Annotated in this window: 18 protein-coding genes; 4 read left to right on the plus strand and 14 right to left on the minus strand. The window is 59.9% G+C overall.

All coding sequences use genetic code 11. The features are described 5' to 3' along the window. Positions 1–78: 78 nt before the first annotated feature. The 6 genes from HMPREF2928_RS07225 to dinB all read right to left on the minus strand — a co-directional run bounded on the left by HMPREF2928_RS07225 (position 79) and on the right by dinB (position 7,170). A complete protein-coding gene (locus HMPREF2928_RS07225; protein ID WP_049345236.1) occupies positions 79–1,944 on the minus strand; it encodes a peptidoglycan D,D-transpeptidase FtsI family protein in 1,866 nt (621 codons plus the stop codon). 62 nt (positions 1,945–2,006) lie between these two features. Then, the gene (locus HMPREF2928_RS07230) at positions 2,007–3,014 is read right to left on the minus strand and encodes a cell division protein FtsL (RefSeq protein ID WP_070688004.1); all 1,008 of its coding nucleotides are present in this window, start codon (positions 3,012–3,014) and stop codon (positions 2,007–2,009) included. 20 nt (positions 3,015–3,034) lie between these two features. Continuing rightward, positions 3,035–4,099, minus strand: coding sequence for a 16S rRNA (cytosine(1402)-N(4))-methyltransferase RsmH (gene rsmH, locus HMPREF2928_RS07235; RefSeq protein WP_070688006.1), 1,065 nt, complete (start codon positions 4,097–4,099; stop codon positions 3,035–3,037). Between the two features lie 104 nt (positions 4,100–4,203). After that, positions 4,204–4,635 (minus strand): division/cell wall cluster transcriptional repressor MraZ, encoded by a 432-nt coding sequence (mraZ, locus tag HMPREF2928_RS07240; protein WP_070688007.1) that lies wholly within the window; start codon positions 4,633–4,635, stop codon positions 4,204–4,206. Positions 4,636–5,184: 549 nt separating this feature from the next. Continuing rightward, a complete protein-coding gene (locus tag HMPREF2928_RS07245; protein WP_005506566.1) occupies positions 5,185–5,586 on the minus strand; it encodes a DUF3040 domain-containing protein in 402 nt (133 codons plus the stop codon). Positions 5,587–5,757: 171 nt separating this feature from the next. Then, positions 5,758–7,170 (minus strand): DNA polymerase IV, encoded by a 1,413-nt coding sequence (gene dinB / locus HMPREF2928_RS07250; protein WP_070688009.1) that lies wholly within the window; start codon positions 7,168–7,170, stop codon positions 5,758–5,760. Between the two features lie 185 nt (positions 7,171–7,355). Here dinB and HMPREF2928_RS07255 point away from each other — a divergent pair, with 185 nt between their 5' ends. Next, entirely contained in the window at positions 7,356–8,588 is a 1,233-nt protein-coding gene (locus HMPREF2928_RS07255; protein ID WP_070688011.1) for a polyprenyl synthetase family protein, read from the plus strand. A gap of 127 nt (positions 8,589–8,715) precedes the next feature. Here HMPREF2928_RS07255 and HMPREF2928_RS07260 read toward each other — a convergent pair whose 3' ends face one another. Continuing rightward, the gene (locus HMPREF2928_RS07260) at positions 8,716–9,084 is read right to left on the minus strand and encodes an Rv2175c family DNA-binding protein (RefSeq protein ID WP_005506572.1); all 369 of its coding nucleotides are present in this window, start codon (positions 9,082–9,084) and stop codon (positions 8,716–8,718) included. Positions 9,085–9,332: 248 nt separating this feature from the next. Here HMPREF2928_RS07260 and HMPREF2928_RS07265 point away from each other — a divergent pair, with 248 nt between their 5' ends. Continuing rightward, positions 9,333–11,033, plus strand: coding sequence for a serine/threonine protein kinase (locus tag HMPREF2928_RS07265; RefSeq protein WP_239663433.1), 1,701 nt, complete (start codon positions 9,333–9,335; stop codon positions 11,031–11,033). A 175-nt stretch (positions 11,034–11,208) separates the two neighbouring features. On the opposite strand, the gene HMPREF2928_RS07270 is transcribed toward HMPREF2928_RS07265, so the two are convergent. Together HMPREF2928_RS07270 and HMPREF2928_RS07275 are read right to left on the minus strand one after the other, a co-directional pair. Next, entirely contained in the window at positions 11,209–12,573 is a 1,365-nt protein-coding gene (locus HMPREF2928_RS07270) for a class II 3-deoxy-7-phosphoheptulonate synthase (RefSeq protein ID WP_070688013.1), read from the minus strand. 317 nt (positions 12,574–12,890) lie between these two features. After that, positions 12,891–13,640, minus strand: a complete 750-nt coding sequence (locus HMPREF2928_RS07275; RefSeq protein ID WP_070688015.1) for a lysophospholipid acyltransferase family protein — start codon at positions 13,638–13,640, stop codon at positions 12,891–12,893. Between the two features lie 227 nt (positions 13,641–13,867). Between HMPREF2928_RS07275 and HMPREF2928_RS07280 the strand changes: the two genes are divergently transcribed. Continuing rightward, positions 13,868–14,734: an alpha/beta hydrolase gene (locus tag HMPREF2928_RS07280; RefSeq protein ID WP_070641979.1), complete on the plus strand. Its 867-nt coding sequence runs from the start codon at positions 13,868–13,870 to the stop codon at positions 14,732–14,734. Positions 14,735–14,888: 154 nt separating this feature from the next. Continuing rightward, the gene (locus tag HMPREF2928_RS07285) at positions 14,889–17,051 is read left to right on the plus strand and encodes an AMP-dependent synthetase/ligase (protein ID WP_070688016.1); all 2,163 of its coding nucleotides are present in this window, start codon (positions 14,889–14,891) and stop codon (positions 17,049–17,051) included. Positions 17,052–17,177: 126 nt separating this feature from the next. On the opposite strand, the gene HMPREF2928_RS07290 is transcribed toward HMPREF2928_RS07285, so the two are convergent. From HMPREF2928_RS07290 to gcvH, 5 genes are all read right to left on the minus strand, one after another. Further along, positions 17,178–18,635, minus strand: coding sequence for a mycothione reductase (locus tag HMPREF2928_RS07290; protein ID WP_070688018.1), 1,458 nt, complete (start codon positions 18,633–18,635; stop codon positions 17,178–17,180). Positions 18,636–18,921: 286 nt separating this feature from the next. Beyond that, a complete protein-coding gene (locus HMPREF2928_RS07295) occupies positions 18,922–19,734 on the minus strand; it encodes a ParA family protein (protein ID WP_070688019.1) in 813 nt (270 codons plus the stop codon). A gap of 191 nt (positions 19,735–19,925) precedes the next feature. Next, a complete protein-coding gene (locus tag HMPREF2928_RS07300; RefSeq protein ID WP_070688021.1) occupies positions 19,926–20,570 on the minus strand; it encodes a MerR family transcriptional regulator in 645 nt (214 codons plus the stop codon). Between the two features lie 714 nt (positions 20,571–21,284). Next, positions 21,285–22,058 (minus strand): transcriptional regulator FtsR, encoded by a 774-nt coding sequence (locus HMPREF2928_RS07305; protein ID WP_070629531.1) that lies wholly within the window; start codon positions 22,056–22,058, stop codon positions 21,285–21,287. A 607-nt stretch (positions 22,059–22,665) separates the two neighbouring features. After that, positions 22,666–23,058: a glycine cleavage system protein GcvH gene (gcvH, locus tag HMPREF2928_RS07310; protein WP_005507722.1), complete on the minus strand. Its 393-nt coding sequence runs from the start codon at positions 23,056–23,058 to the stop codon at positions 22,666–22,668. Between the last annotated feature and the right edge of the window lie 84 nt (positions 23,059–23,142).

A 23,142-nucleotide genomic window follows, 5' to 3' on the forward strand; every position in this document is an offset into this window, starting at 1 on the left:
TTTAGGCTTCGACAGGTGTTCAGTCCCGGGGCTTCTTCATCACGAATCAGCTACCGGGAACCTCTCCCCCGCTCGCCTTTAGCTCGTCTTATTGGGGCTATCCTCAGCAAAAAGCGGAATCAACTCCGGTTCACCGGTAGAACGCGGCACATTATAGGTGTGCAGGGTCTTCTCCATAATCTTGGAGAACTCAGCCGTCGTACCGTTCGCACCCACGCTACCCTCAGGACGCTGCATGGTCACCGCCACCAAGAACTGCGGGTTCTCAATCGGCGCCACACCAATAAAGGACGTCGTGTTGCCGTCGTAGCCGCCCTTCTCACTCGGAGTTTCCGCAGTACCGGTCTTACCGCCCACGCGGTAGCCGGTCACCTTCGCCGGACGGGCGTGGCCTTGCTCCACCACATTCTCCATGAGAGTCAGGCAGGAAGCGGCAGTCTCCTCGCTGACCATGCGTTCGCCAGGCTCTACGGCACGCTTATGTTCGGTACCGTCGGCGTCAATGATCGCGTCCACAATGCGCGGCTTCAGACGAACGCCCTTATTGCCCAGCGCCTGGAAAATCATGGCGGTCTGCAGCGGAGTCTGCGCAACACCCTGACCGAACAGCACAGTGTACTGCTGACGGCCATCCCAATCACGCCAATCAGCGATTATACCCTGCTCCTCACCGGTCAGCTCAATGCCGGTAAACTCGCCGACGCCGTACTTCTTCAACCAGTTGTAGCGCTCTTCCTTGCTGAGCTTCTGACCGACCAGCACCGTACCGGTGTTCATCGAGTCATGAATAATGCCCGAGAAAGTACGCCGCTGCGCCCCGTGCTCAAACGCATCCTTGAAAGTCTGGCCGTCAATCGTGAGGGTCGCGGGCACGTCATACACGCTCGTCGGGGTGGTCAGGCCCTGCTCAATCAGCGCCGAAGCAGTTAGCATCTTCTCGGTCGAACCGGGCTCCACGCTCTGCGAAATAGCGCGCGGGGTCATGTCCGCCGCGTCCTCAATGGTTGCCGCGCCCGGGTCCATCGTGGAGGAATCAGCAAGAGCCAAAATGGAGCCGTCACGCACATCCATAACAATGGCGGTACACCATTCAGCTTTCAGCTCCTCGGCGCGGGCACGCACCACCTGCTGCGCAAAATACTGCACATCACGGTTAATGGTTAGGCGAATATTCTTACCGTCCACCGCCAGGCGCTGCTCTTCCTTCGCTACGGGGATACGCACGCCATCAGCGCTAATCTCGTAGGTGCGCTCACCGGGGGTACCGGCAAGCTCCTTCTCAAAGACACGCTCAATGCCCACGGAGTAGTTACGGGACACCGTACCGCCCGTACCGTTGCCGTCTGCCTCTTCAACAATGTTGTACTTACCGACCACGGAACCGCCCACACTACCGTTGGGGTACAGGCGCTGAGAGAACGCCTCACCGTAGATGAAGGGCGCACCCAGGGCATCAATCTTATTGAAAATTTCCGGGGTGATATTTGCTTTGATCACCGAGTACTTTGAGGTGCCGTCCAGCTTGGACTTGATGAACTCGTCGGTAATGCCCGGGTCAACGGTCTTGAGAATATCGACCATCTCGTACACCAGCTGGTTGGGGGTGACCTCAACCTTCTGGGTGCGATCCTCGTTGTAGCGTTTGAAGGTCGCCACGGCGCTCTGGTCAGCAGTCAGGTTATAACGCTGCACAGTACGCGCCATGACGTTGCCGTTGATATCGAGAATCTGACCGCGCACAGCAGGCAGCACCTGGGAGCGCAAACGCTTCTGACGGGACGCATTCGCCACCGCACCGGGATCAAAGCCCTGGCGGATAAACAGATTCGCACCAATGACGCCCAGAGCACAGGTGGCAGCGGCGCCGGCGACAAAGCCACGGCGGGTCAGGTCCGGCTGACCGGATGCCGATTCGTTCGCGTTCTTACGCGCGTCGGAGCTCATGCGGTGGTCCTTTCGCTGGTCTGGTCTATCGGTGATGCTACGCATCCTGTGGTCAATGTTGTTTATCGTGCGGGCTGGCTTGCCGCGGGGCTAGCGGCAGGGCTGGACTGCTGAGCGGCGCTCGGGGCGGCGGAAGCAGCCGGGCTAGCAGGCGCGCTCGGTGCAGGGTTGGCCTGCTGAGCGGGGTTGGCCTGCTGGGCGGGGTTAGCCTGCTGCGCGGGGCTTGCCGAGGCGCTTGCAGATGCCTTTGCCGTAGCGCTCGCCTGGCTGTGTCGCTGCTGAACAGACTTGTCAGCATCCACAATGCCCTTGGCGTAGCTTTCTTCCGAACCCGCTGCCGGCGGCGAAATCAGGTTCTCCTGCTTGGATCCTTCAATACCGGTGGGGCTTGCAGCCGGGGCGGGGGTGCCCTCAATCGTGGAAGTCTGCAGGTTCAGGGTCGCCTGCGAAGAGCTCACAAACATGCCCAGGGTACTGGCGCGTATCGCCAAATCCTGCGGGGCTTCCTTGAAACCAATCTCCTGCTGCAGCGCCTGGTTCTCCTGCACGAGGCGCTGTTCCTGCGCGCGCAAATCCACCATGTCGTACTGTCGGGTCACAATCAGCACGTTAAGCAGCAGAATAAAAATCAGGGTCAGCGGAATTGCCGCAAAAACAGCGAGCATGGTGGGCGGGCTGAGCTTACGGGCTCGGCGGCGCACAGTGGACAGCGGGTTACGCTGCTTGGGCTTCGTTTCGCGTGCTTCTTCGGTGCGTGCTGCCGCACGGACGCTCGAGGGAACACGGCTCGCGTTCGTTGAGGTGCGCTTACCACCGTGAGATGCGGCGGTGCTGGCGGGACGAACCACCGGCTGGGTTGCGGTGACCGGCTCCAGACGCGCGGTGCGGGTGCGACCGGAGTGAGCTCGGGTGGAGGCGCGGCTCGCCCCGGTGGAGCCACCTGTAGAGGATGCACGGGTAGAGCCAACGGCGCCGGGGGTACCGGCGGCAGGGCGCGAGGAACCGGCGCGTCGACTCCGCGGTGCGCCCTGGGTGCGGGTGGGGCGCTGGGATGCGTGCTGGGTGCTCACTCTTCTTCGCTTTCTGTCTTCTACTTGGCGGGGATGCGGATCTTCTCGGCTGCGCGCAGCTTGGCGCTGGCGGCGCGGGAGTTCTGTTCGATTTCCTCGTCGGTAGGCGGTTCGGCGCCACGGGTAATGATTTGGACGGTGGGCTTGTGTTCTTCAAGCTCCACGGGGAATCCCTTGGGCGCCTTGGAGGTTGCCTCTGCGGTCAGTGCCCTCTTGACGATTTTGTCTTCGAGGCTGTGGTAGCTCATGGCGACGAATCGGCCGCCGAGGTTGAGCGCCTCCAGGGCTGCCGGTACGGCGCGTTCGAGGGCTTCCAGCTCGTGGTTCACTTCGATGCGCAACGCCTGGAAGGTGCGCTTGGCGGGGTGGCCGCCGGTGCGCTGTGCGGCGACGGGCACTGCCTTCTGGATAATGCGCACGAGCTCGCCGGTGGTTTCCAGGGGCGCGTTGGCGCGGGCAGTGCAGATGGCACGGGCAATACGCGAGGCGAACTTCTCTTCGCCCCAGTTGCGGATAATGCGGCGCAGCTGGTCTTCGCTGTATTCGTTGACGACGATGCGGGCGGTGAGCTCATCTTCCGAGTTCATGCGCATGTCCAGGGGTGCGTCGTAGGAGTATGCGAAGCCGCGGGTGCGTTCGTCCAGCTGCATGGAGGAAACGCCCAGGTCCATCAGGATGCCGTCGATGCCCTGCACGCCGGCGGTTTCCATGGCGCGGTCAATTTCGTCGTAGACGGCGTGAACGGGAACAAAACGGTCACCGAAACGTGCCAGACGCTCACCGGCGATGGCGTGCGCCTGCAGGTCACGGTCAATACCAATCAGCACAAGGTTTTCGAAGCGCTCAAGCAGCGCCTCAGAGTGGCCACCCATGCCGAGAGTACCGTCAATCACGTAGGCGGTACCGCGCTCCTCAACGGCGCGCTCAATGCCGGGTGCCAGCAGGTTAATGCAGCGGTCCAGCATGACGGGCACGTGGCGTTCGCTGGCTTCACGCTGGGAGAGGTTCTCAATGGATGCGCCGGTCACCTTAGCGGCAGTACCGGATGCGGTCGTACCGGTTTCGGGGGCGTGGTCTACGCTCATGGGTGCTCCTGTGAGAGTTTGTCCTGCGGGGTGGCTTACGGAAGAGTGGTGCGGTGGTGATAGAGAGATGCCGGGCGGTAGCCGTCGCGCCGGCGAGGTGCCGACTAGAGCAGCGGGCTGAACGGGTCCTCGTCGAGGGAAGCGAATTCAGCTTCGGTGCGGGCGAGGTATTCCTCCCAGGCGGCTGCATCCCAGATTTCTGCGCGGGTTCCGGATCCGATGACGACAAGGTTGTCGCTCAGCCCTGCGTATTGGCGCAGTATCGGCGGGATGGTGATGCGTCCCTGCTTGTCAGGCAGTTCGTCTGAGGCTCCTGAGAGGAAGACTCGCAGGAAGTCTCGGGCGGCTCGTCCGGGCAGGGGCGCGGTGCGCATCCGCTCGTGGATGCGTTCAAATTCTGCGGCGGGGAAAACGTACAGGCATCGTTCTTGACCGCGGGTCAGAACGAGGCCTGCAGAGAGTTCCTCACGGAATTTGGCGGGAAGGATGATGCGTCCTTTGGCGTCCATTCGTGGTGAGTAGGTACCTAAGAACATTCACTTCACCTCCCCGATGTGTGCCGTTGTACTAAAGTCTGCGGGAGCGTGATTGCTCCATATTCCTGTAGGTGCCGACGGCGGGGCATGCCGGGCGGTCACCTCCGCCGTTTGCTTGAGGGCACGGCGATAGGACTGACTTTCAGCTTTCCCCTCCACTTTACCCCACTTTCCACCACCTACCCCACCCTACAGAGTATCTTTTAGTGTTTTTATGCTCTCTTCTGCATTTTTAACGCTGGCACACAGCTTCTACACAGCTTCGGGTCACACTCGCTCAACACCTCGCCCTCATCATGCTTGCCACACACTGACTCAACTACAGACTCAATGGCTACAGACCCAATGGCGGGGTCGATTGCGGCAATCAGCATGCTCAGCCCACCAGCCTCTAAAGCACCCGTCTATCACTAGTTCGGGCATAGAAAAAGCGGAAGGCAAGAGAATTCTTACCTTCCGCTTGTGAAGTTTAGATGGCTCAGAGAGCACAGACACTCAGCCTCGAGACAACGCTACGCAGTATTGGCTACACGCATCAGATACGCAGTATTAGAACTGACCGTTATTGCGTTCGTCCCAGCGGTCCTCCAGACGGTTCATGAAGGAGGAACGCTCCTTCTGCTCACGCTGACGCACACGCGCTGCACCCTCTGCCTTACCGCCCAGGAAGGAATCCACGGGGGTCTTCTTGCTGGTGGTTGCGAAGTACACGCCACCTGCCGCGAAGAGGAAGCCGAATACACCCAGCCAAATCATATTGGACGCGACCGCACCAATAATGATACCCAGGCCAATGAGGACGAAGAGAATACCGAGAGCCAGGTGGCGAGCGCTAAAGACCGGCGCGGTGTTGCCGGTCGAAGACATGGAGGAGGCAAAGTGCGGGTCCTCATTGCTCATGAGTTCTTCGAGCTGGTCCAGAACCTTCTGTTCACGCTCGGACAGTGCCATCGTTTTCTCCTTTGAGGTGTCGCTACTCAAGATGACGTCGGTATCAGCCGGGTTAGCTAGTGCATCAGCTGGCGCAGTGGGCGCTTCTTCCCATTGCATGTTTCCGGTCGTATGCTTCCCATCGTACCGCGCGGGACGGGGTTGGCGCATTCTTTTTCGGGCAGAAGCTCTTTATGACCTCTTTTCGTCAATGCCCTTTTCATCAATGCTCTTCTCGGGTGCGGTAACTCCGGAGGCAGGTTTGAGGCTTTCTTGCGAGTACTTGCGGTGAATCGCGTCCATGACGTGCTCCACTTCGGACCATCTGCCACTCTTCACGAGGCGAGCACCGGATCCCGAATGAGCACCAGATCCCGAGCGGGCGCCGTTCTCCGGGCCATTGCCCACTCCCCCGCCACCGCCTCGTTGTGCTGAGGCAGTTCTGGCGGAGGTGGTTCTTGCGGACCGTGAGTTTGCCCCGTTCTCGATGGAGTCGAAGAGGGTTTGCTGCACCCCGTCTTCGGCGCGGGCGAGTTTTTCGGCGCGCACGCCAATGAGCCGCAGGGCGCGTGGCGCCTCCTGACCCACCAGAATTTCATCGGCTCGCAGGGCTTCCAACGCCAGGGAGGCGATCTGCATGCCAGAGTCCACGGGCACATTTATGGGGATAGCGCGGGTGTGCGTTTCGAAGGTGCTGTAGCGGATTTTGAGGCTGAGCCCTCCGGCGAGTTTCCCCGCGAATCGCAGGCGCTTTCCCAGTTTGAGACTCAGCTCCCGAATAGCAGCGCTCACCTCATGGGCATCGGTCGTATCCGTCTCGAAGGTGTGCTCGCCACCCATGCTTTTCTCTTCGCGTTCGGTGATCACGGGGCGTTCATCAATACCGCGCGCCATGGCCCAGAGGTGCTCCCCCTGGGCGGTGCCGAAGCGTTCTTTGAGCCAGTCCAAGCTCATGGACCTCATCTGGGCGATGGTGTGAATACCGTATCTGGAGAGCTGCTCGGTGCTTTTCGCACCCACGCCCCACAGGTCAGAGACTTTTCTAGGGTCGAGGAATTCTTGAACGCGCTCGGGTGGAATGACCCACAGCCCGTTCGGCTTACTGCCGGTGGATGCCATTTTGGCGAGTAGCTTATTGGGTGCAACCCCCGCGGAGGAGGGCAGGGAGAGCTCCTGCGCGATGCGGTCGCGAGCGCGCTGCGCCAGGGCGACGGGATCTTGGCCGTGCAGGTAGGCGCCGGTCAGGTCCACGAAGGCTTCGTCCACGCTAACCTGCTCGACGTAGGGGCTCAAATCGTGAAGGATTGCCATGACGGCGCGGGAGTAGTGCCGGTAGTCGCCGCGCAGCGGCAGGACGGTGGCGTTGGGGCTGAGGTTCCGGGCGCGACTGAGCGGCATGCCGGAGCGTACCCCGTGGGCGCGCGCCTCGTAGGAGGCGGAGCAGACCACAGAGCGGGGACCGAGGGGCGCCACGATAATGGGTTCGCCGCGCAGGGCGGGGTTTTCGAGGAGTTCGACGTTGACGAAGAAGGCGTCCATGTCCAGGTGCATAATGACGCGGCCGTTCCTAGCGCCGCCGTTCTTGCCGGTTCGCTTCTGCCCCATGTCGCCTCCTCTCATAGCTTCTACTCCCGCCTACCGAAAATATAGCACATTTCTACGAACAATAGGGGCAATATATCGTAAACGTGTTCGCAAATACGTTCTCTTGGGCTTTTCTCCACTAAGCTAGAAGAAGTGCACACCGCACGGCATCAGGACCGTACATAGCGACCATCAGCGAGGATAGTATGACTCCCCCTTCTCCTTCCGGAGCACCCACTCCCCAGGCGACCGAGAGCCTCACCGTAGCAGCCCCGAAGATCCCGGCGGATTCTGCGCACCTCGCCGAGCGTATTGCTGAAGAGCAGCGAGCCTACCTGCACGCTTTTGACACTCTCATGGCTGAGTTTTTTACCCGCCAGCGCGAGCTACTCGAGGGCATTTCTTCTGAGACTCTACCCCTGCTGGAGGCTATTGAATCCCTCTCCACCGGCGGCAAGCGCCTGCGTGCCCTGCTGAGCTACTGGGGTTGGCGAGGTGCGGGCGGCGCACCCGTAACCGAGAACCGCGCATCCTGGTCTATTGTGAAGGCCGGCATGGCGGTGGAGCTGTTCCAGACCTCCGCACTGATTCACGACGACATTATCGACCGCTCCGATACCCGCCGCGGCGCTCCCTCCGTGCACAAGCGTTTCGAGGCGGCGCACGAGCAGAATGGTTGGCGCGGTGATGCTTTCAACTACGGTCTGACCGGCGGTATTCTTGCCGGCGATCTGACCCTGGCGTGGTCTGCCGAGGTTTTCGCGTCCCTGGGTGAGGGAGCGATTTATGGCGCCCCTGCACGCACTATTTTTGACCGGATGCGCACCGAAGTTCTGGCGGGTCAGTACCTGGACGTCTACTCCGAGGTTCTCGAAACCGAGGACGCTCAGGCGGCTCTGCAGCGTGCCCTGAACGTGATTCGTTTCAAGTCCGCCAAGTACTCGTGCGAGCACCCCTTCACGATTGGTGGTGCTCTGGCTCTGCAGGCTGCCGCGCTGGAGAGCGGTGCATGTGCCGTGAGCGAGCAGCACCCGGTACTTGCCGGTTACCGTGCGTTCGGCCTGCCGCTGGGTGAGGGCTTCCAGCTGCGTGATGACGAGCTGGGCGTCTTCGGCCAGCCCGAGGTGACCGGTAAGCCCGCTGGCGATGACCTGCGTGAGGGTAAGCGTACCGTGCTGGTGGCGCTCACCTCCGCCGTCCTCGACGAGAAGGACGCGGCGCTTCTGCACAATAGCTTAGGCAACCCCGAGCTGAGTGATGAGCAGGTGGAGCGCATCCGCGAGCTGATGGTTTCTTCGGGCGCTTTCGCCAAGCATGAGCAGCTGATTGAACAGAAGTCTCAGGCTGTGTTTGAGGCGCTGGAGGCGATGAACCTGGACGAGCTGGCGCATGCGGCACTGACCGATATTGTGGGTCGTGCTCTGCGCCGCAAGGCATAGATGCGCTGCGTCGCAAGGCGTAGAGGTCCAACACAGGTATAAACGTTAAATAGGTTGAGGCGGCATACCGAAGTATGCCGCCTCAACGTATTTAGCTATAGTTCTGAGCCGCTATTACCGAGCCAGATTACCAAGCCAGTGCCTGCGCACGGCGACGGATCTCAGTCTTACGACCGTCAATCAGTGCGTCGATGGGACGGCCGGGCAGGGACTCGTCGCTGGTGTACAGCCACACGATAGCTTCTTCATCGCTGAAGCCGGAATCCTTCAGGACAGCGAGGGTGCCCTTGAGGGATTCGAGTACTCGCGAACCGTTCATGAACAGTGCGGGTACCTTACGCACGTTGGTTTCCGGGTCGCGCAGAGCGATGAGCGTACCGTCAGAAATCAGGTTGTGAACGCGGGTCACCTTCAGGTCGAGTGCCTGCGCAATTTCGGGGATAGTTACCCAATCGCCGACGAGGGCGAAGGTCTGAGCAATATTTTCGTTAGTCACCTTTTAAGAGTGCCAGAGCTGGCACGTATTTACCACTTTTGACCCGCCGCAGGTTCGCTGCCCCTCCCGGATTCTTTCGTTCTTGTGCCCTGCCCGTTGTTCTTGCGTTGGAGTCGGGTCCACCGGCACTTTGTAAGAATTCGCTGAGTGTTCACCTGCCCGGCGCCCTTTGGCATCGCTTCTGCCCAGGTGGGCGGGCTAAAATGTTGAGACGTATGAATACTCCCAGCCCACGCCGGATTTCTCCTGTGAACCCTCGTTCTTCTGCAAATACTCCTGTTCCTCCCGCCACCCGTCCCGCTGCCCCGGATACCGCTATTGGTTCTTCGCAGTGGCTCAGTGGCGCCATTATTGAGGGTCACTACCAGGTGGGTTCGCTTATTGGCCGCGGCGGCATGAGCGAGGTGTATTATGCGCTGGACCTGTGGTCGAATAACCCGGTTGCGCTCAAGGTTCTCTCCCCCGCTCTGGCTGAGGATGCAGCGAACCGTCAGAAGTTCCACCGTGAGGAGCGCTCGATGCGCCAGGTAGGTGGCGGCGGGCATACGGTGGGTGTGATTTCATCGGGTACCGAATATTTTTCGGGTCAGATGGTCATGTATATCGTGCTCGAGTACGTGCACGGTTGTACGCTGAGCCAGCTGCTACGTGTGCGTAATGCCCTCTCGCTGGGTGAGGCTCTGGATATCCTCATTCCGGTCGTGGAGGCGCTCTCGGAGGTTCATGCGAACCGCTACCTGCACGGCGATATTAAGCCGGGCAATATTCTTCTCGACGCTAACGGCCAGGTGAAGCTCACAGACTTCGGTCTCTCCCGCCGTGACGATCAGGTGGATGCGGGCGCCCCCATGGGCACCCCCGCCTACGTAGCGCCGGAGGTTCTTGATCCGAAGGTGAAGGTCGGAGCTCAAGCTGATATTTTTGCGCTCGGCGTGATGATGTACCGCATGCTTTCAGGTCGTCTGCCCTTTGTTGGTCTGGAGAATGACCAGCAGGTGCTCTACCACAACGCGAATATTGAGATGCCCGCGCTGACCGATGTCGCACCGGGTGCGGACCGCGATATTGCGGGGCTGATTTCGTGGTGTACCCGCAAGCAGCCTCACGCCCGCCCAGAGGATGCGACCGAGCTGTTCACGGCTCTGCTGGAGATTTCTGAGTCGTTGGGTGAGTCTGAGCGTGCTTGGCGCGCCCCCTCGTGCCCGGAACCGGAGCTTCCCCTTTGGGAGGCCGTCGCCGATATTGCGGAGCGTAGCGGCGCCGCGCAGATGGTGCGTAACACCCCGATTAGCGCGTTTAGCGATGCCCGCGATCTGCTCGCCTACGATGTGTACTCCCCCGACAGCCTCGTGTACGATGCCTCGGCAGCGAGTCAGGGCGTGCACCTTGCCGACGTGGATGCTGAGGACTCCGTGCTCAACCGCCAGGGCATTCCGCCTCTGGTGAGTTCTGCCTCCGATAATGACGATTCTGACACTGATCAGGAGAAGGAAGGCTCAAAGGGCAAATCCGGCAAGCATGGTCTGGGTTCGTTCATGGGCCGCCGTACCGCCGCGGCGAAGGGCCCGCTGACTCAGTCCGTTGGCATTGGCCCGCAGACGGAGCAAGAGTTCATCTCAGCTAACGGCGAGTACGCCCCAATCCATGCGGAGCGTTCGTTGAGCCCCTCCGGCACACGTCGTTCGAAGTCTAAGGGACCGGCGAGCGCGTCGGAGGCTTCACCGGCAGAGGAGACCGCTTCTTCTCAGGAATCCGAGCAGTCTTCGCAGAAGGATCCTCGCCTGCCCGCCAAGCAGTTTAGGACCCCGCCCTCGGGTATGGCGGTGGGCGGTTGGGCTCTGGCGCTGATTCTGCTGGGCATGGGTTCGAGCTTCACCGGCTGGTGGCTTGCAACCTCGCTCGTGCAGTCGCAGTGGTGGCGCAATATTGAAGCGTTCCTGACCTTCTAGTAGCACGCCTTACCGAACGCCCCGTCCTCGCCTGTACCGCGCGCAGGTTAAACGATAATGCCCGGGTCTTCGCTCATAGGGAGTGAAGACCCGGGCATTTGTTTTTGCTATTCCCCGCCGACTAGTACCCACTGGCTAGTACCCGCTGACTAGTACGGCGAGGCGTATGAACGTTTTATGCGCGGTTCTTGAGGTACTCGGAGACCAGGAACGCGATTTCCAGGGACTGCGAGTGGTTCAGACGCGGGTCGCACAGGGACTCGTAGCGGTCAGCCAGTGCTGCCTCGTCGATAGCGTCGGAGCCGCCCAGGCACTCGGTCACGTCGTCGCCGGTCATCTCCACGTGAATACCGCCGGGGAACGAGCCCAGAGCCTCGTGCACCTCGAAGAAGCCGCGAACCTCGTCGAGCACATCGTCGAAGCGGCGGGTCTTGTAGCCGGAGGGCACGGAGATGGTGTTGCCGTGCATCGGGTCGGTCACCCACACGACCTTCGCGCCCTCGGCCTGCACGCCTTCAACGATGGAGGGCAGCTTCTCGCGAATGTTCTTCGCGCCCATGCGGGTGATGAAGGTCAGGCGGCCGGGCTCGCGGTTCGGGTCGAGCTTGTCAATCAGTGCGAGTGCGTCCTCGGTGGTGGTGGTCGGGCCGAGCTTCACGCCGATGGGGTTGCGGACCTTGGAGAGGAAGTCCACGTGGGCGTCATCGATGCCGCGGGTGCGCTCACCAATCCACAGGAAGTGTGCGGAGGTGTCGTAGGGCAGGTGGGTGCGCGAATCGATGCGGGTCAGGGCGCGCTCGTAGTCCAGAACTAGTGCCTCGTGGCCGACGTACATGTCGGTGGTCTTGAGGGCCTCGAAGTTCACACCGCATGCTTCCATGAATTTGAGGGCGCGGCCGATTTCGTTAGCGGTCTTCTCGTAGCGCTCGTGGGCGGGGTTAGAGGTGAAGCCTCGGTTCCACTGGTGCACGGCGCGCAGGTCGGCGAAGCCGCCCTTGGTGAAGGCGCGCACCAGGTTCAGGGTGGATGCGCTGGTGTGGTAGCCGCGCAGCATGCGCTTGGGGTCGTGTACGCGGGCTTCGGGAGTGAAGTCGAAACCGTTGACGGTCTCGCCGCGGAAGGAGGGCAGTGTGACGTCGCCGCGGGTTTCCATGTCTGCGGAGCGCGGCTTGGAGAACTGGCCCGCCATGCGGCCCATCTTCACCACGGGCATGGACGCACCGTAGGTGAGCACTGCAGACATCTGTAGGATGGTCTTGACGCGGCCGGAAATCTTGTCGGCGGTTGCGCCCGCGAAGGTTTCTGCACAGTCGCCGCCCTGCAGGAGGAATGCGCGGCCTTCGGCAACCTCGCCAAGTGCCTGACGCATAGCGTCGACCTCACCGGCGAAGACGAGCGGGGGCACCGAGTTCAGCTCGGCGATGGTGCTTTCAAAATCTTCGTGCTCGCTCCAGGTGGGCTGCTGGTCAATGTGCAGCTCGCGCCAGGTGTCCAGGCCGTGGTCGGGGGCCTGCGAGGTGCTGAGGTTTTGGTTGCTCATCTTCACTCCATCGGGATGGTCTTGTGCGTTTTCTGATTCAGCCCTGGTTCGGGTGCCCGGTGCGCAGTGTTCGGCGTGCGTGCACGTGGTTCTCAGGGATGAATAGACTAATTGTACTCTTGCTTGCTTCAACACCTAACCCTGTAGTCAGGTACATCTCACATGTTTAGATGGCGCCACCCGGTATCGGCGATAAGCGGGTTGATGAGTGCCGTTGCAGAAGGGCATACGAAAGGGCGGGATGCGGCGTCTACCGCATCCCGCCCTCTGGCGTATGTGTGCACCCGGGGTGCTGTCTCAGGGTGCTGTCTCAATGTTTAGTGCTGCAGGTGCGCGACAGCTTCGTCAGCGCTCATGTTCTTATCAGCCATGAGCTTCTTGACGCGGTCGGCATACACGTCCACGTATTCCTGGCCGCTCAGGGCACGGATTTCGGAGCCGATACGGTCGGCGATTTCACGCTGAACGCGGTGACTCAGGTCTGAGCCGTCGGTGTATTCCTCGAAGGTGAGAGGCTTGCCGATAATGGTGCGCACCTGGATGGGCTTGCCGTCGTGGCGCAGACGGATACGGTTTGAGCCGGAGGGCTGAATCAGGTCGGTACCGATCTGTCCGACGGGCACTACGGGCACGCCTGCTTCAACTGCGAGGCGGGCGACACCGACCTTGGGACGGTAGCCGCGTCCGTCGGGGCTACGGGTGCCTTCGGGGTAGATGCCAATCACGCCGCCGTCCTTGAGGACCTGCGCACCGGCGTTGAGGGATTCCTGGCTCTTCTGGCCGCCGGAGCGGTCCATGGGAAGCTGGCCAACGCCTCGGAAGAACGCCGCCATGGCGCGGCCCTTCACGCCGGGGGTGGTGAAGTAGTCGCTCTTGGCGAGGAAGTTCACGGTGCGCGGCATGGCGAGAGGAATAAAAATGGAGTCGCAGAACGCCAGGTGGTTGCTGGCGACGATGTAGGGTCCCTCGGGCAGGTTCTCCAGGCCAACCACGTCGTGGTGGTACAGTCCCTGCAACAGGGGGGAGCCAAGAACCTTGAGCGTTGAATAGAGGGCGGTGTTAGACATTGGGGTCTCCTCTCTGAATGTTCCCGGCTCAATTCTAGCGTGTCTGGAGAGGCGCGAGGGAACGCGCGATAATTAAAGAAAAGAGAACGATTTTTCTGCGCACCGGTGTATTCGGGTGCGCTGGAGGCGATATACCGGCATCGGCGCTGTATCTGTTGCGCCCCACCGGGGTACGCTATAGAGCCTGCACCTGCGTTCATATTCTCGCAGGTTGGCGAAGGAGGACCATGAGCATTTTTGATAACTCGTTGGAGCCGCTCAAGCGGATGCGCCGCAAGGCTCGCGAGCGCAGGCTTTTAGCAACCCAAAATGTCAAGGACTCCCTGGCGCGTCGCCTCGAGGGCGACCAGGAAGCGTTCGATCACTCCCCCGTTTCTTTTAGTCCTGACCCGGCGCAGCATTCTGTGGGTATTTTGCTGGTGCACGGTTTTACGGGTTCACCGCATAGCATGCGCCCGTTGGCTCAGCATTTTATGGAGCTCGGGTATGCGGTGGAGATGCCGTTGCTGACCGGTCACGGTACTCATTGGAAAGATTTGCGCGATAGCACCTATGAGCAGTGGCTAGCTTCTGCCGAGCAGGGGTACCGTCGCCTAGCCGATCAGGGTCTGCGTGTGGTGGTCGTTGGTATGTCGATGGGCGGCACGGTGGCGACCCATCTGTCGGCGCGCCTGCCGGTGGCGGGTACGGTACTCATCAACCCCTACATGGTGGATGTGAACCCGATGATGCGTCACGCCGGTAAGGTGTCGAAGGTTCTGCCGGTGCTCAAGGCGATCGGGTCTGATATTGCGGTTCCGGGTGTGAGCGAGGGCGCGTATTCTATCGTTCCAACGGCAGCAGTGCATCAGCTACATCTTTTGGGTGCTGAGACTCGTGCTCTGATCCCGCAGTTGAAGTCGCCGGTTCTGTATTTGCGTTCACTGGGCGATCATACTGTGTCGGATAGCTCCCATAAATATTTTCTCGAACATTGTTCAGTTCCTGTAGAATTTAGGTGGCTGACCCGCAGCTACCATGTGGCAACGCTCGACTACGACGCCGAGTATCTTCTCTCTACTGTTCAAGCTTTTGTCGCATCACTAAACCACTAAATTCTGACAGTTCCGCCCGCTGCACACCGGCGAATGCATCACCCGCCGCGGTGGACAGAACACTCAGAAAGCCATCACGGCACCTCGAGAAATCGAGGACAGCCCGCGGCACCGGATTCGCCACGGGCTCACGCCCTGATTTGAAAGGCGCATTATGAAAGTCTTCTCCACTCCCGCTGAGGTTCTTGTCGACCCCTCGCTGAACCTGACAAGCATTGTTGAGCGCCACCGAGCCGATAGCTCCAACCCGGTGCTGTACCGCCGTCAGATGTCGCCGGGTAACTGGCAGCCGGTTCGAGCCCAGCAGTTCCACCAGATGGTGACCGACCTGGCTAAGGGCATGATTGCTGCGGGTATCCGCCCGGGTGACCGTGTGGGCATTATGAGCCGCACCCGCTTCGAGTGGACCGTCATTGACTTCGCCATCTGGTATGCCGGTGCTGTCTCCGTGCCGGTATATGAGACGAACGCTGCCGCCCAGGCTGCATGGGCGCTGTCCCATTCTGAGGCTGTCGCCATCTTCGTCGAGGATGAGAAGCTCCTGAATCGTGTGGCTGAGGCTGAAGAATACGCCGCTTCCACTTCTGAACCGTACCAGCTCAAGCACCGCTGGGTCATTGAGAACGGCGACCTTGATGCCCTCAGCGCTCGCGCGTCCGAGGTGAGCGATGAGCAGCTGGAGCAGGTACGTTCCGCTGCCGGCTGTGATGACATCGCGACCATTGTGTATACCTCCGGCACGACCGGCCGCCCCAAGGGTTGCGCGCTGACTCACGGCCACTTCCTAAACCTGAGTGTCAACACCAAAATGGTCGAACCCGAGATTGCGAACTCCCGCAACTCCTCCATTCTTTTCTTGCCGCTGGCGCACGTTCTGGCGCGTCTGATTCAGGTGCTGGCACTGGATGCCGGTCTGGTCATCGGTCACTCCCCCAATATTAAGAACCTGGCTGCTGACTTGGATAGCTTCAAGCCGACCATGCTGCTGGTGGTGCCCCGCGTCTTTGAGAAGGTGTACGAGGGCGCCATGGCGAAGGCGGCTAAGGGCGGCAAGTTCAATAAGTCGCTCTTTGAGCGTTCCACCGATATTGCGGTGCGCTGGTCACAGGCGAAGGTTGAGGGCCGTGTCCCGCTGAAGCTGGCGGCGCAGTACGCTCTCTACGACAAGCTGGTCTACTCGAAGCTGCGTGCGGCTCTGGGCGGCGAGCTGCGCTACGCGGTCTCCGGCGGCGGTCCCCTCGGCGAGCGCCTGGCGCACTTCTTCCACGCGGTGGGTGTGCAGGTGGTTGAGGGTTACGGCCTGACCGAGACCTGCGCCCCGATTGCGGCTGGCCGCATCAACCCGTACCAGATTGGCATGATTGGCCCGCTCATCCCCGGTTCCGAAGGCTATATTGCTGAGGACGGCGAGCTTCTGGTTCGTGGCGTGGGCGTGATTAGCAGCTACTACAAGAACCCCGAAGAGGACGCTCAGGCGTTCACTGAGGACGGCTGGTTCCGTACCGGTGACCTGGCTCATTTCGATGAGCGCGGCTACCTGAAGATTGTGGGCCGCAAGAAGGAAATCATTGTCACCGCCGGCGGTAAGAACGTGATTCCGGGTATTGCGGAGACTCATCTTCGTACCTCTCCCCTGGTTTCTCAGGCGATGCTGGTAGGCGATGAGAAGCCGTTCGTTGCGGCTCTGGTGACCCTGGATCCGGATACCCTGCCCGAGCAGTTGGAGCACTTGGGTCTGCCGCGTTCGCTCTCCATCCCGGAGGCTGCTGTTCACCCGGCGGTTCGTGCTGCAGTTCAGAAGCTCGTGGACGAGGCGAACCAGTTGGTTTCCCGCGCTGAGGGTATTCGCGAGTTCCGCATTATGAACCGCGATCTGACCGAGGCGGACGGCTATCTGACTCCCTCGCAGAAGTTGCGCCGCGCGAAGATTCTGCAGGACTTCTCCTCCTACGTGGATGAGATGTACGGCAAGGTTTCCGATAGCACGTCGGATTCTTTGGCTCGCCTGCAGGAGTACGCGGCGGAGCAGTCTGAGAAGTTCGCTGAACTGCGTGAGCAGGCGGCAGAGCGTCTGCACGAGTACGCGGACCACCAGGCGGAGCGTCTTGCCGAGCTGCGTGAGCAGGCGGCTGAGAAGTTTGAGGAGCTGCGTGAACAGACCGCCGAGATGATGCAGAAGCCTCAGGAAGAGGAGGCTGAAGAGGTAAAAAAGGCTGAGAAGTCTTCCGCTAATGCTCCCGCTGAGAAGCCCGCGCAGACTGAGAAGAAGACTGTTGCAGAGCAGAACCCGCAGAAGTCTGACAGCGACAAGGCATAACCGGCTCTGGCCACCAATAACGAGAGGAGGGGGTCGTACCGCTTAGGTACGATCCCCTCCTCTCTGTTTGTTCGCTAGAAACCTCGATTTTCGGACGTTATCTAGCCGTCGTTAGATGGCGGGTTCTTAGTTTGCGGGCTCGTCGAATTCCAGACCGAGCAGCGCGTTCTCAACGATTTCGGTCAGTGCCGGGTGAATCCAGTACTGGCCGCGTGCGAGGGTGCGCGCATCCATGCCGAAGCTCATTGCCTGCAGGAGCGGCTGGATGAGCACGGAGGACTCTTCACCGACCAGGTGTGCACCGAGCAGCTCACCGTTGTCCTTACGGGCAATGAGCTTGCACAGGCCAATCTTGTCTTCCATTGCCCAGCCGTAGGCGGTGTCGCCAAAGTTCTGTGCCTTGACGGTAATCTCAAAGCCTTCACGTTCAGCCGCCTGGCGCGCCTGCTCTTCGGTCATGCCGACCACAGCAATCTGCGGGTTGCTGAAGACGGCAGCCGGTACGTAGCGGTGGTCGCTGGCACGCAGGTCCTCGGGGTGGCTGAGGTTGTGCTGCACAACGCGTGCCTCGTGGTTTGCCACGTGCTTGAGCTGGTAGCGGCTGGACACGTCGCCGAGGGCGTAGACGCCGGGTACGGGCGCGCCGTTGTAGAGCACGCGCTGGTACTTATCGACGCTGAGCTGACCGCCGTCCTGCACGTCGAAGTAGTTCTTCGCGTTGAGGGTGTCGGTGTTGGGGCGGCGGCCGGTTGCCACGAGCACAGCGTCTGCCGGGATTTCGAGCAGTTCTTCACCGTTCTCGGTGGTGCGCTTCGCTACGACGGTTACGCTGCCGTCGGCGTTCTCACGGATTTCGGAGAGGGACGCATCCTTGACGATGTTCCACTGCTTGCTTGCGGCTTCTTCGAAGCGTGCCACGACCTCTTCATCCACGCCGCGCAGCAGGCGGGAGGAGCGGTTCAGCTGGGTTACTTCGGTGCCGAATGCGGAGAAAACGTGGGAGAATTCTGCCGCAATCACGCCGCCACCGATGACGACCATGCGGGCGGGCAGCTCGTCCAGGCGCATGACGTTGTCGTTAGTGTAGACCTTAGAGGAGTCGATACCGGGCACGGGAGGCAGCACGGCGCGCGAACCTGCCGCAATGACAATCTGGCGGCCCTGCAGGCGGGTGCCGTCGGTCAACTCAACGGTGTGGGAGCCGACGAAGCGCGCGTACTGGTCGTAGAAATCGACGTTGGGCAGACCGGCACGCCATTCGCGGCCGCCTTCAACAATCTGGTCAATGCGAGAGGCAAAGATGCGGTCACGAATCTGTGCCCAGTGCACGGCGTCTACGTGTGCGTCGACGCCCAGGTGCTTGACCTCGCGGGTCTTCTGCGCGATAGTCGCCGGGTAGACGTACATCTTGGTGGGGATGCAGCCAACGTTCAGGCAGGTGCCACCGAAGATACCGCCGTCGATGAGGGCGACCTTCTTGTCATCCCATTCGGGGCCGATGAGGGTGTTGCCGGATCCGGAGCCGATGACGATGAGGTCGTACTGTGCTACGCCGTCAATGCGTTCTACGTTCTCGATGCTCATGTGGTCCTCTCGTTGTTGGTGTTGAGGCTGGGCTCGTTCCCAGCGTGCCCCTCGATGGCGGGGTTATTTCTGTTACTGCCACTATAACGCGTGGAGGCTACCGGCTATTCCCACTATCTAGTGTCAATGTTGACGGATATACGAAAGTGCGCCGTCCCAAAGAACACAGCACTGAGAACACAGGGCTGAGAACACAGGGGTTCTTTGAGAAGACGCACTCAAGCATTGAAACTATTTGAGCCTGCGGATTGGTGACGCACAGGTATCTGCGTTTAGATGTCTGCGATTAGAAATCAGCCATGAGCCCAGCCAGCAGACGGGTGAAGTCAATGGCGGGATCAACCGATTCTTCGTCGGGCCAAAAATGAATCGGGTACGCCGCACCCTGGGCACGCTGCAGCACGGGGCTTTCAGCGAGCACGGGTTCTGCCACGAGCTCGCCGAAGAGGGAGCGCATTTCGTCGCGTCGGTAGTGGTGTTCGCTGTCGTTGGGGCGCATCTTGTTAATAACTACTCCCGCACCGTCAATGCTGATGCCGCTTTCCTGCTGAAAGCGCACGATGGCGCGCAGGGTTCGTTCGGTGCCCGCCACGGAGAAGAGGGAGGGCTCTGCTACCGAGAGGATACGCTCACTCACCGCCCAGCCCATCGAAGACAGGGTTCCGAGGAACGGCGGGCAGTCAATCAGAATCACGTCGTAGGCGTCCGCTGCCGCCTCCACCATGCGCTTGAATCGGCGGATGAACGGCGCGGCTTCCTGCCGGTCCACGAGGGTGGAGCGCGCCGAGCCTCGCGCCACCTTCACGCTACCGGTGGTCACGGGGTTATTGGTCAGCAGGGTGGGTTTGCCGACGAGCGCGTTCCAGGAGGAGCTACCGGCTTCCTCCGCGAAGGCGCGTTCATTGGAGCTGGCAATCAGGGAGGCGACGTCGGGGATGGTTTCATCCACTGCCAGGCCGGTGCTGGCGTCGCCGTGGGGGTCGAGGTCAATAACAAGTGTGGAGAGTCCGCTGTGTAATGCCGCGGAGGCGAGCCCCAAAGTGATGGACGTTTTGCCAACGCCACCCTTGAGGCTGCTGATACTGACGATGCGGGGCATGCAGGTCCCTTTTATGAGTGAGGTGTAATGCCCCTTTATTTTAGCGAATCTTCGCTTTTCTTCTGGCTCTGACAGGGGTGTATCTTGAGTTTTTTCTCAAGTGAGCATTGAATATTCCCTCGCATTTAAAGCTTCAGCCCGCGCTCGCTACCCGATAGGTAGTGAGCGCGGGCTGATTCACGTTTTGTGTTTTATGCCTGTGCGCGGCGGGCACGGCGGGCGGCGAGTTCGTCGCCTTCGAAGTTTTCATGCATTTCTTCGCCGGGCTGGCCGTTGAGGTTCATTTCGATTTCGCGCCAGACGCGACCGATAGCGATACCGAAGACGCCCTGACCTGCCTGAACCAGGTCAATGACCTCGCTCGGGGAGGTGCATTCGTAGACGGTGGTGCCGTCACTCATGAGGGTAATGTTCGCGAGGTCGTCAATGCCGCGGGTACGCAGATGCTCGATGGAGGTGCGAATCTGCTGCAGGGACACGCCGGTGTCGAGCAGTCGCTTCACAATCTTAAGCACGAGCACATCGCGGAAGCTGTAGAGGCGCTGGGTACCGGAGCCGGAGGCGCTACGCACGGTGGGTACAACCAGGTCGGTGCGTGCCCAGTAGTCGAGCTGACGGTAGGTGATGCCTGCTGCCTTGCAGGCGACGGCGCCACGGTAGCCGAGGTTTTCCTCGACGACAGAGACAGGGTCGGTGAAGAGTACGCCCTGTTCACCGCGCGGAGGCGGTGCTACAGGGAAGAGGGTATCGAAGCCATCCAGGGGCTGGTCGAAGCCCTGGGGTGCGTGCGTGGTTGCGGCCTCGCCTGCATTTTCGGCTACCTGCTGCTCTAGCACGGTCCCTCCTTTTCGTTAAACCCTTTTAAGTGCTTCACCGCGCCCCATCAAATGCAGTCGATATCGTTCCGGTGTAGACCCGATTCTCGGGGTGAGATATCGGGGTGAGATTCTAGGGTTGAGGTCTAGAATCTGCGTCTATGATTCGCGTGGCTCCTCTACTGGGTTCCGGCGCGGTTTTCAATACTACACAGCGGTTCGACAGTGCGACCGATGCGCGATAGGCGCGGTTGTTCAATCCATTTTAACTGATAGAGGGCTCTACTTAAAATTGAACCCACCGAAGCGAATGATCTTTTCAGATTCATTCTTGCCTCATTAACGCCTCATAGGGGCGCCCCTCCCCCACTGTTCCCTTCGCTTTTCTGGGCACCCACCCCACAGAGGGAGTTTATGCAGGAGGAGTTTAAAAAGTAAATGCGTACGGACTGGTAGTCCGTACGCATTTACCGCTGAGTTGAGTGAATAGCCTTGGCAGGCCGGGAGCCCCCTGGTGAGAAAGCTCTTCGTGTTGGACGAAGGGGTAGAAATTCCGAGCGTGCCAGCGTCGGCTTCGTCCAAGTCTAGAGGCCGCTACCCGTTGGTGCAGGTAGGGACTGTAGAGGGAATCACCGTGGTCAGTGGTGTTTCCCGAGGGAAATCCCCGTTCGGGGTGCGGTGGAACCGCATGGGTTTTGAAGGGTAGACAGTCCGGTCGTCTGCGTCTTCGGTCGCCTACTCGTAGGTAGGCATCGCCGATTCGACGAGAGTTGCATGCAGCTGCAGGCACAACTTGCGAATCTTGTTGGCTCGTTCCTGCGCCTGAGCCTGGGAGGCTGCGTCGCGGCGCGAAGCCAGCGGAGCCACCGCAATTTCCACGAGGGAAATTTCACGGTCTGCCGCAGACTTAAATGCGCGCAGGTGGCGGGGCTGAATACCGTGCTGGGTCAGTTCTGCACTAACGCGGGCGATCAGCACATCGTAATCGGTGTACTCCACATCCGAACCGTCTTCGAGCAACCCAAAGTCAATCAGCTCGCGAATCAGTTCAGGGGTGGTGTCAGCGTATTCTGCCAGCTCGCGGAGAGTGTAGGTGCGACCTTCCTGCTCGTTCGGGCCGAGGACGGTGTCTAGCACGTCTTCGCTTACGGTGGCAGGCATAGAGTTCAGTACGCGACCGGCTTCCAGGTCCTCCAGGTGCTGACGGATTACCTTGAGCGGCATATAGTGATCGCGCTGCATAGTGAGGATGTAGCGCAGGCGCTCAATGTCAGTCTGGGAGTACTTGCGGTAACCGGTTTCGGTACGGCTGGGGTGCACCAGGCCGCGCTCCTCCAGGAAGCGAATCTTGGATGCGCTAATTCCGGGGAACTCCAGGTCAAGCTGGCTAAGAACCTGACCAATGGTCCGGCTCTTAACGTCACGCGGGTTACGGTCAGAGTCGCCGTTCTCCACGTCCTCTAGTTGAACCTCAGCGTTAGTGAGGTTCTCATCGATGCGTGAGGTCATCTATGTCTTTCGGGTACTTGTTCGGTCGATGACGATACTCGCCGTATTTGAGTGAATGGCTCGTTCCCCCGGTCGGGGGTCTCGCTCCGTGCCGAACATCTTTGCTTAGTGTTGAGAGTGTGATAGATAAGTTTAGTTGTTTATCACGAAATGATAAACCGCAAACCTTCGAGACAATCTTATAGCCTCACAAGGCATTTTGCTATTTAGTTCGCCCTTTTCAGAGGCTTTTTGAACCCAAAAATAGCCACACAATCAAACATTAATCAGTAGAGACAGTACCAATTTTAGCAAAATTCCAATACTTCGAACACATATATCTCATATTGGACTGCTTTACGAGGAAAATTTTATCTTCTCGCGATAGTTGAAGTTTTCATCACATTTAACTTGAAAGAGGCCCCCACTAGGGGTTTAGTCATCCTTCAAGCCCCTTTAGTGAATTCCTGCACCTTCAAGACGAACCTTAAATGCGCCCAACTATTTGCGTTTGTGTGCATTTTAAAAGAAAAACGGCGAGACCAATCGGTCTCGCCGTTTCATCAGTACGTACCTCTTAACACGAGGGACGCCAGAGCTATAGAGTCTATCGAGCTAGACTATCGACTTAGAGCTTAGCCAGCTCAGCCTTGTACGCCTCTGCATCCAGCAGGTTAGCCAGGTCATCAGCGTTCTCGGGGCGAATCTCAATGATCCAGCCCTCGCCGTAGGGATCGGAGTTAACCAGTGCGGGGTCATCCTCCAGGCCCTCGTTCACTGCGACAATCTCGCCCGCAATGGGAGCGAAAAGATCAGAGACAGACTTGGTGGACTCAATCTCACCGAAGCTATCCTCAGCAGCTACAGAATCGCCGACAGAGGGAAGGTCGACGTAGACGACGTCACCCAGTGCATCCTGAGCGTGGTCGGTAATACCAACACGTACGGTGCCCTCGGCGGTGAGAGCGGAAACCCACTCGTGCTCAGAAGTGTACGAGAGTTCTGCGGGAACGTTGCTCATAGCAGCGGTGTCCTTTCAGTGTGTTCTTGCGTAGCGCGGACCGTCCCGCGCACGGTGTCGTTCCGTATGTGGGATGACGGAACG

The organism is Rothia sp. HMSC072B04, assembly GCF_001813725.1.
In the GTDB taxonomy this organism is placed as follows: domain Bacteria; phylum Actinomycetota; class Actinomycetes; order Actinomycetales; family Micrococcaceae; genus Rothia; species Rothia mucilaginosa.